This is a genomic window from Syntrophorhabdaceae bacterium (assembly GCA_028698615.1).
In the GTDB taxonomy this organism is placed as follows: domain Bacteria; phylum Desulfobacterota; class Syntrophorhabdia; order Syntrophorhabdales; family Syntrophorhabdaceae; genus Delta-02.
This window is the reverse complement of sequence record JAQVWF010000070.1, coordinates 1-9,252: the sequence shown is the minus strand read 5'-3', so window position 1 is coordinate 9,252 and position 9,252 is coordinate 1. Positions and strand designations below refer to the sequence as shown.

Annotated in this window: 7 protein-coding genes and 1 tRNA gene; all 8 read right to left on the bottom strand. The window is 53.1% G+C overall.

Annotated features, from left to right (window positions below; all coding sequences use genetic code 11):
* Positions 1-318: 318 nt before the first annotated feature.
* The 8 genes from PHC90_13660 to PHC90_13625 all read right to left on the bottom strand — a co-directional run bounded on the left by PHC90_13660 (position 319) and on the right by PHC90_13625 (position 9,199).
* Entirely contained in the window at positions 319-930 is a 612-nt protein-coding gene (locus PHC90_13660; GenBank protein ID MDD3847390.1) for a hypothetical protein, read from the bottom strand.
* 713 nt (positions 931-1,643) lie between these two features.
* Entirely contained in the window at positions 1,644-2,606 is a 963-nt protein-coding gene (locus PHC90_13655; GenBank protein MDD3847389.1) for a chemotaxis protein, read from the bottom strand.
* A 102-nt stretch (positions 2,607-2,708) separates the two neighbouring features.
* Positions 2,709-2,900 (bottom strand): 4Fe-4S binding protein, encoded by a 192-nt coding sequence (locus PHC90_13650; protein ID MDD3847388.1) that lies wholly within the window; start codon positions 2,898-2,900, stop codon positions 2,709-2,711.
* Positions 2,900-4,828 (bottom strand): FAD-dependent oxidoreductase, encoded by a 1,929-nt coding sequence (locus PHC90_13645; GenBank protein MDD3847387.1) that lies wholly within the window; start codon positions 4,826-4,828, stop codon positions 2,900-2,902. The genes PHC90_13650 and PHC90_13645 overlap by 1 nt, the downstream gene beginning before the upstream one ends.
* A 98-nt stretch (positions 4,829-4,926) precedes the next feature.
* Entirely contained in the window at positions 4,927-7,380 is a 2,454-nt protein-coding gene (locus PHC90_13640) for a glycogen/starch/alpha-glucan phosphorylase (protein MDD3847386.1), read from the bottom strand.
* Between the two features lie 192 nt (positions 7,381-7,572).
* Positions 7,573-7,902 (bottom strand): hypothetical protein, encoded by a 330-nt coding sequence (locus PHC90_13635; protein MDD3847385.1) that lies wholly within the window; start codon positions 7,900-7,902, stop codon positions 7,573-7,575.
* 97 nt (positions 7,903-7,999) lie between these two features.
* A complete protein-coding gene (locus PHC90_13630) occupies positions 8,000-8,740 on the bottom strand; it encodes a pyridoxine 5'-phosphate synthase (GenBank protein ID MDD3847384.1) in 741 nt (246 codons plus the stop codon).
* Positions 8,741-9,125: 385 nt separating this feature from the next.
* Positions 9,126-9,199: transfer RNA gene (locus PHC90_13625), tRNA-Arg, on the bottom strand.
* Between the last annotated feature and the right edge of the window lie 53 nt (positions 9,200-9,252).

Genomic DNA, 9,252 nt, shown 5'->3' with positions numbered 1-9,252 from the left:
CCCTGGACTTCACCAACATGTCAGACTGGTCGTATATCCGGTATGCGGTGAGACGAATCATGGCCTCCATATTACCACAATTTGCCCCACGTGTATAGAGCTCTCTTTGACCTCACCCAAAAACCGCCATTCCTCACGGCCGGAACAGCAACGCTCCCGCAAAGATAACCTGATACCTGTGCCCAACGTGTATGGCCAGCGGCTCGCCCAAGGGTCCTGATAAACTCACGTTTGATGACACCGCGAACTATGCAATTAAGGGCACGCAGCAGCTGGATCGATTGGATATTGCGCGACCACCGGGAGCCAGCCGCATCCTCACGAGGGTGGGAGCGCGAAGGCAAAAGAGAGAAAGACCGTCAGCATCTTCCCGATACTGGCGTTCAAATCGAAGTCTCCGAGGTCAATCTGGTCATTGCTCATCTCTTCGTAGTGGATGAAAACCATCTGTGAAAATGCCCTATCCCATTCAACTACGGAGGCAGGCGGCTGAGAACTCAGCTCTTTCCAGTATTGAACCCCGATCTTGGCCAATCCCTCCCTGTTCATCTCATCATAGTCCATGAACAGGAACACCCCGACCTGCCTGGTGAGATTGTTTATGTCGACGGGACACCCTTCCTCCCTGAGACGGGGAACAACCGCCCCCAGAAACCACAAACCCGCGACGAATGTGAGCACCCTGTCCCTTGGAAAAGGACTTTCCACCAGGGCATCGGGCCCCTTTGCCAGTGACGGAAACAACAGCACGAAGATATCCGCCGCAACGGCCACCCCTATCATGTCCATAAGGGCATCGCATGGCTCCACTGAAAGACCATGGACGCTCTCCATGACACTCAGGTCTGTGGCCGCCTTGTTCAGAAGCGCTCTCGTCAGGGGCTTATCTGCGATATCCAGCTTTTCGACTCTCTCGCTCCAGGTTCTCATAAGATTCCATCACAGGTGATAGCACCTATCCTCTCTAGCATTTGAGTATCCCCTTCAATAATTTGATGGGTCTTATGCCCCCCTCCTCCTTCTCCGGGAACGGTTTTCCCTCATCGCGGGATTCCCTGCCATGAGCTGGCCCCTCCATCTCCACAAGGGGCAGCATCGATGTTGATTTGCGCCTTACCTTCACGGCCCAGATGGGATCTTTCGGACGCGGGGGGAGACATGACGACCCTCTCCTTCACCAGGCACCTGATATTACGGCCCTGCAGGATAGACCCATTCTCCCCAGCATGTTCCTTTCTCCTGATACCATTGTGTGCGTGCCGGACGAGAACAAGGAACAGAAAGCCGGCAAATACCGGGCTGATCAATCAAAAGCAGATTATATGAACGGCCGACCGGGTGTCAAGGAAATTAAGGGCGCTCAGGCAGAGGGTCTGTCCATTTCCCCCCGGTGGGAGGCCATTTTCCCATAATTGTGTTTGACCCTTGATGCCTGCGTGTTATAATACCCAACGTACTTTTGCATATCCATGCACGAAGTACTCCACGGCCACCGGATTCAATCCCCCCCGACTGTTATTCCGGTGGCTTTTTTGTTTATTTCGGGTTCCAGTCTTCGGGACAAAAAAATAGGTCCTATAGCATCTATAAGACCTGATCTCTTCCCTGGAATCTGAAACACCGGGTATGGAACTGTCTTCTCTCTAAGCTGCTATCTGCCTTTTTTCCACAAGGTCGCGAATAAAACCGATGAGGCTGAGGTCGGGTTTGGAGAATTGGCCGTCGGCACCAACGGACTGACCTTTGTGGATAAGTTTCTCGGTTATAAGTGAGGAAAAGAGGATAACGGGAATATCCTTGAACTCGGGAGATTCCTTGATCCTCTTGCACAGGTGGTATCCATCCATACCGGGCATCTCTATGTCGGTGAGCACCACGTCCACAAATTCAGTAAGCGCGATCGCCTCCCCGGCCCGAACCTTATTCTGCACGCTCACCAGATAGTTCCAGGCCTCCTCGCCATTGCCTACAGAATGGACGGCAAAATGCCCGTTCTCCTCGAGGCGGGCCCGCACATTGTGTCGTATTACGTTGGAATCATCGGCATGGAGGACCCTGATGGGCCTGTCGAGTTTGAACTCCAAACCACCTTCCGAAGTGGACAGGGGACCCTTCAGCGCCAGTTCAGGACTCAACTCGGCAATGGCCTTCTCAAGGTCAAGAAGAAAGACCAGTCTATCTTCGAGCTCGATAACCCCCGTTACGGCATCGCTGACGTTCTCCATATACCCGTCGAGGGGTTTTATGTCCTGCCAGGTAACGCGGTGGATCCTTGTAACACCCGAGACCATGAAGGCCGTCACAACGTTATTGAATTCAGTGATGAGAACGTTGCAGGGTTTCGTCTCCACCCGTGTCTTTCCGAGCCAGACGGCGAGGTCTACGAGAACCACCACCTTGTTGCGGTGGTTGAACAATCCCGACACCATACCTTTCTTCGAATCAGGCGGGTTTATCTTATTCCTGGGGACGGCGATGATCTCAATGACCTTTGCGACGTTGACGCCGTAATAGCCGCGGTAGCCTTCTTCATCAATATACAGCTCAAGTATCTCGACCTCATTGGTCCCCGTCTCCAAGAGAATGTTCGATGTTGCCTGGGCCATAACCCCTCCTTTAGCTCTTCGGCAAGCCGTCTGAATGTGTTCCTGGTCTAATTATCGGGAGATGCAGGGAATGCTTAAATGAAGACCCGGTGGATCATGACCTCACTTTCCGGACATCGGAAAGGGAATCTCGATCGCCTCCGTTGGACATTCGGCTGCGCAGAAGCCGCATTCCTCGCAGAGGTCTTCGGCTATGCGGGCACAGTCGTCCCCCAGAGTTATGGCGCCCGGGGGACATATCTCCAGGCAGTTTCCACAGCTTGTACACTTTTCCTTGTCTATAACGGGTATCATCAGAGCACCATCCCCAAGCGGTAACCGTCGTGGATCGCATTGATAAGGCGCCTCGGCTTCCTGGCGTCGCCTATGAAATATGTCTGCCCGGCTAAATTCTGAGCCGTCTCCCTCCACGTGTTCTCTTCGGGATAAAACAGGGTCATGATCACGCTGTCGGTCTCGACGGTCATCTCGCCCGACGGTCCCTGTGTGCGCACAAACCCCTTCTCAACGGCGACGACCTTGCTTCGCGTCATGAAATTCACCTTTCTCTTTTTCATCAGTGCCATGTACTGCCAGAAATAGAATGGATTAACATCCCTGCCCGGCTTTGTGCCCTCATCGATAACGGTTATCTCGTGGTCGCCCTGTCGAAGCAGGTAAACGGCAACGCCAAGCCCGACGCCCCGGCCACCTATGATCACGACCCTCTTTCCTGTTCCAACCCCTTCTGCCATTACGTTCATCGGCGTCAGGACACCCTGCGAAAGTCCTTTCATGGTCGGCCCGGTTGCGACAACAAGAATATCGTGAGGGGTCTGGCGCACCATCGCGGGATGGCACTCCACACCGAGCTTGATGGTCACACCGGCCTTTCGGCACAGTTGCTCGAGGGTTTCTACGGGCCTCATAAGTTCGACGGCCCCGGCATCGACCCGAGAGGCTATGAGGACGTTGCCTCCCAATGTATCGCTCTTTTCGAAGAGCGTAACGTCGTGACCCTTCCGTGCCGCCACCTCGGCGCACTGCAGGCCCGCCGGCCCGCCCCCTATGACAAGGACCCTCTTTTTCTTTCCTGCCGGCCTGGGTCCATAATATCCCCAGTCCTCTTCGCCTTCATGCCCCAGGGTGGGACGGACTGAACACATGATGGGCTCGTGATAGTAAAGTCGTGAAAAGCAAACATTGCAGGCGATGCAGGGAACGATCTCCTTCTCCCTTCCCTCCCGTATCTTCCTGGGAAACTCGGGGTCGGCTATCATGGGACGGCACATCTCCACGAAGTCTATCTGTCCATCCGAGATCGCCTTCTCGGGGATGTGCGGGAGAAACTGCCGAAAAGCCATCATGACGGGCACGTCGACGGCCTTTTTGACGGCCTCCCCGATATAGAGCCAGTGGCCCATCGGAACGTCCCTGGTAATCACCGACCGGGAAGATTCGTGCCACCCTACGGTGACGCTCAGGTAATCCGCCCCGGCCTCCTGCGCTATCCTGAAGCTTTCAATGCTCTCCTCGAAGGTGTTGCCGCCCCGGTCATCGAGCAGTTCGTGGCCGCACAGCCGGATGCCGACAGGCATGTCGCCCACCTCGGCCTTCACGCTCCCTATGACCTCGACCATCAACCGGCACCGCGCCTTGAGGTCCCCTCCGTATTCGTCCGTCCGTTTATTGGTGTAGCGCGATATGAAGGTGGAGATGAGATAACCGACGATCCCGGAGAGCTCTATCATGTCGAAACCAGCCTGCTTGGCCCGTCGGGCAGCGTCCGCATGGTCTCTCACGGCCTGACCGATCTCTTCCTTTGTGATCTCGCGGGGAGGTTTGAAATAGGACAACTTTTGGGGAACGACAGATGGCATGAGGCAGTAATCCAGCTCAATTCCCCCCTCCCTGCCGCAATGGAGTATCTGTATGCTTGAAAGGGCCCCGTTGGCACGGATCACATCGGCAATGCGTGCAAGGCCGGGGATGTACCTGTCGTCGTTGATGGACATCATCCCCTTGAAGCCTTTGCCCTCTCCCTTCTTGTCCGGATAAGCACCCTGGGTTGTGACTATTCCAGCTCCACCCTTTGCCTGGGCCTCCATGTAGGCAACCTCGCGGTCGCTCACATAGCCGTCGCCGTAGGGAAAATTCGTCTCTGTGGCCGCGTATTTGATCCTGTTCTTCGTCGTCAGTTTGCCGATAGCCCCCGGCTGAAAGATATACGGATATCGTTCCATAATAACCATCCCGTTATGTTCAGAAGTGGAATAAATTACCTGAAAATGAGTAACACACCGTCAGGAATCAAGTCAAGCGCCATTTAAGATACTGCCTCTTACCGTACGACGGGGGATATTTTCCATATATTCCGGGCATATTCATGGATGGCGCGGTCGCTGGAAAACTTGCCTGACCGGGCCGTATTGAGGATCGCCATGCGCGTCCACTGGTCCTTGTCCGCGTATGCGCGGGTCACTCCCTCCTGGCATGCGATGTAAAGGGAATAATCGGCAAGAACACAGTAGCGGTCGCCGTCCATAAGGAACTGGACGATGGGCTGGAACAGCCCCGGGTCCTCGGGTGAGAAGAACCCCGATTGAAGCTGCTGGATCACCTGGGCGAGTTCCTTGTTCTCTTCGATATATTTTCTCGGGTCGTACTGTTTCCTTAATTCGAAGATCTCCTCGGCCCTGTGTCCGAAAAGGAAGAAATTATCCTCCCCCACCTCCTCCCTGATCTCGATATTGGCTCCATCGTATGTGCCGATGGTAAGGGCACCGTTGAGGGCGAATTTCATGTTCCCTGTCCCGGAGGCCTCGAAACCTGCCGTCGATATCTGCTCCGACAGGTCTGCCGCCGGCATGGTGACCTCGGCGATAGTGACACCGTAGTTGGGCACGAAAACCACCTGAAGCTTGTCCTTGACCAGAGGATGGGCGCCGACAATCTCTGAAACGTTGTGTATGAGCTTGATGATAAGCTTGCACATGAGATACCCCGGCGCCGATTTTCCCGAGAACAGGACTACTCTCGGAACAAATCCGTCGGGAACCCTTCCTTCCCTGAGACGGTTGTAGAGGGTGATGACGTGGAAAACATTGAGCAGTTGCCTCTTGTATTCGTGGAACCTCTTTACCTGGCAATCAAGGAGAAAATCCGTTTCGAAGGTGCAGTTGAAAACCCTTTCCAGGGCTGCACGGAGGCGAAGCTTGTTCTCCCTCTTGACGGTGACGAAGCGGTCTTTGAAAGCAGCGTCTTCCGTCATGGGCTCGAGCCTTTTCAATTCGTTAAGATCCCTGGTCCATCCATCACCGATCGCTTCCGTGATAAGAGCGGAAAGTCCGGGGTTTGCGCTCATGAGCCATCGCCTGTGGGTTATGCCGTTCGTCACGTTCTGGAACCTTTCGGGATACATCAGGTAAAAGTCATTGAAAACACGACTTTTCAGGAGTTCGCTGTGGAGACCCGAGACCCCGTTCACCGCATGGCTGCCGACGATGGCGAGCCGGGCCATATTGATCACCTTCCCCTCCTCACCGGTGATGATGGCCATTTGCCGGGCCTTGTCGAAATCTTCGGGGAAGCGGCGTGCCACCTGAATGTGAAATTTTCTGTCCATCTCCTCGATGATCTGAAGATGACGGGGAAGCAGATGCCCGATGAGGTCTTCCGACCATGTCTCGAGTGCCTCGGGAAGGATGGTGTGGTTCGTATATGCGATGGTTTCCCGCGTCAGTTTACTGGCAATATCCCAGGGAAGCCCTTCATCGTCGATGAGGATCCTCATCATCTCCGCGATCGCAATAGAGGGGTGTGTATCATTAAGCTGGATGGCAACCTTGCCTGGCAGCATGTTGAGATTTTTGTATGCCTTTCTGAACCTTCTGAAGATGTCGGCAAGGGTGGCGGCCACGAAGAAATACTGTTGCTTCAGCCTGAGTTCCTTGCCCGCCAGGGACAGGTCGTTGGGATAGAGGACCTTTGAAATATTCTCGCTATTGTTCTTGTTCTCGACAGCTTTTACGTAGTCCCCGCTGTTGAAGTAATCGAAGTCAAAATCGCGCGTCGATTTCGCCGCCCAGAGGCGCAGTGTATTCACCGTGTTCGTCTTGAAACCGGGAACAGGATAATCGTAAGCCATTGCGAGGATCTCGCTTGTGTCAACCCACTCCGTCTTTGCCGAATGTTTATCCACCCTGCCGTAAAACCGAACGGGGTATATCAGCTCCGGTCTCGGGAATTCCCAGGGGTTGCCATAGCGCAGCCAGTTGTCGGGCGCCTCCGCCTGATAGCCGTCAACAATCCTCTGGGTGAAGATGCCGTACTCGTACCTGATCCCGTAACCATAGCAGGGATAATTCAGCGTCGCCATGGAATCCATGAAGCAGGCGGCGAGCCTGCCAAGGCCGCCGTTGCCGAGAGCGGCATCCCACTCACACTCGAAGGTGTCTTCCAGCTTGACAGCAAACACGTCCATTGCTTCACGGTATTCATCCAAGAGGTCGATGTTGATAAGGTAGTTCCTGAGCAGCCTCCCCATGAGAAACTCAAGAGAAAGGTAATAGAGGCGCTTGGCATCCATCTTGTAGTAGCTCTGCTGGCAATCGATCCAATCCTTGACGATCCGGGCCCTTACCGATAAAGCCGTTGCCGTGTACTTGTCTCGTTGCGTTGCCGAATACATGTCCTTTGAAAGGGAATACGTAAGCTGGTTTGTCAGGATCTTCCGAAAATCGTTCGTGATCCGGTCGCCTCCTTTGTTCGTTCTCGCATCGGAGGTTTCGCTCATAGGTTGTCTCCTTGGATGATGACGGCGCCTGAGCGCCGGTAACTATGGTTATCGTTAATCACGTCAATTTCTTAAACTTCAATGTTCAGGGGAGGCTGGGGCTGAATACGGCACGAGAGACTTCATCTGTTGGTCCTGTACCCCAGGGCGATATCTCAGGACAAGGCACGGCTGCCGTCCAGGGCGGCCATTCTAGCGGTCCAACATCGCTGCCGGCTCAAAAACTTCACCGAGAGGCCTCACAAAGGTGTAGTTCATCGTCTCGCCAAGCATGGCGTCACCAACCTCTCTGGTGTTGTTCGCCATTATAGAAAAGGGAAAGGCAACAAAGGTAGCTGCAAAACCGACAGTAACACTGGCAAGCCCAATGGGCCTCAGGAGTATGAGGTCGAAGAGCATTGCCTCACCCTTTCCTGTCCCCTTATAGGAAGGCCTCTCAATATCGTCTCCCGCAAAGACGGGAAGCGCGAGAAGACCACACGAAAAGGCAGCGAGCATAATAAATATTGCAACTTTTTTCATATGTTACCCCCTTTTCTTAATACCTTTTCTTTTTATAGCACAGCAGTTTACCGATTTCAATAATTTTTAAAAGCGATAACAACAGGTTTTACGACTGCTAGTCTAATACCTCCAGCATTTCGTCAACTGCCTTCGCAAGGCCGACAAAGACTGATCTTGAAATTATTGAATGACCGATATTCACTTCCAACAACTCTCTGGCGTGTAGAAGAGGCACAACATTTCTGTAATTCAGCCCCCGTCCGGCGTTGACCTTCAGCCCGAGCTTTACGGCATGATCCGCCGCTCTGTATATCCTGTCGATCTCTCCTTCAACCTCGGTTATTTGTGCTGCGTTACAGTACGACGCGGTATTGATCTCGATATAATCCGCCCCGCATTCCTTACAAATATCAACTGTTTCCATGTCGGGTTCGAGAAAGAGAGATACCGGGATGTCTTCATTACGAAACAATTCAACAGTATCCCTTATTTTTGAGATATGTTTTCCAAGGTCAAGTCCACCCTCTGCTGTTGTTTCTTCCCTTTTCTCAGGGACGATCGTGATCCGATCGGGTCTTACCTTTTTTGCGATCTCGATCATCTCATCCGAGAGACCAATCTCGAGATAGAATTTCGCAATGATCCTGCCTTTTATCGCGAAGACATCTCTCTCCTGCACATGACGCCTGTCTTCACGCAAGTGAGTCGAAATGCCGTTGCATCCCCTGTCCTTACATACTGCCGCAACCTCAAGAAGGTCCGGTTCATTCCCTCCCCCGGCTTCTCTCAATGCGGCGACATGATCAATGTTCACGCATAATAAAGTGCGCGGCAGCTGTACACCACCAAATGCCATAGAACCTCCCATTTCTCCATGTTGTGCTTTATATAGCATCCGATAAAATTGACGCTATACGCACTCCGTCCTTTTTTATTACCCTGGTAACAAAGAATATTTTGATATGATCCTGATACACTCCCTTGAAAATATCGTCCCTATCAAGATATCCCACATCAGCAGGAATATCAAACGCCCACTGCGCCGGCCAAACTGGAGCAACCGTATTGTTGACATCAGGGGGATGACGCTATGAACAGGACAGGCAAGCACCAGGGACTATCCGGGAATTCGACCCGGTCCACTCGAACCACAACAGACCGGCTGAGACAGGTCAACGGCACCTGGTGTTATCTGACGTCAGACGGAACCCGTAAGCGCGGATTATGCAGACTAATCAAATTGCCCCCGGCATGACTCGAACATGCGGCACATGGATTAGGAATCCATTGCTCTATCCACCTGAGCTACGGGGGCAAGGTGACTGATTATAAACGTTTATCGATCTCTTTTCAATAAAAACCATCTCT